General features: G+C 62.3%; 1 pseudogene. It reads left to right on the top strand.

Going from position 1 to position 252, the window contains the following annotated elements:
• Window positions 1-252 (top strand): annotated as a pseudogene (locus ADK28_RS32075) (type VI secretion system ATPase TssH); the annotation flags it as partial.

Below are 252 nucleotides of genomic sequence, written 5' to 3'. Positions count from 1 at the left end.
GGCTGGTGCAGGCGATCGTCGCACTGCGCGCGCAACTGCTGGCGACAGAGAGTGAAGACGATGATGAACCGATGGCCGCACTGCGCGATCTCGAGCAGGAGCTTGACACGCTACAGGCATCATCGGTGCGGGTGTCAGCGCATGTGGATGCCCGGCAGGTGGCTTCGGTGGTGGCAGAGTGGACCGGCGTGCCTGTCAACCGTATTTCGCAAAGCGAACTGGACGTGGTGATGAACCTGCCGGCGTATCTTG

The sequence above is a fragment of the Serratia sp. 506_PEND genome, assembly GCF_001076875.1.
Lineage (GTDB): Bacteria > Pseudomonadota > Gammaproteobacteria > Enterobacterales > Enterobacteriaceae > Serratia > Serratia marcescens.
The sequence above is the reverse complement of the archived record's forward strand: the minus strand, read 5'-3'. Positions and strand labels throughout refer to the sequence as shown.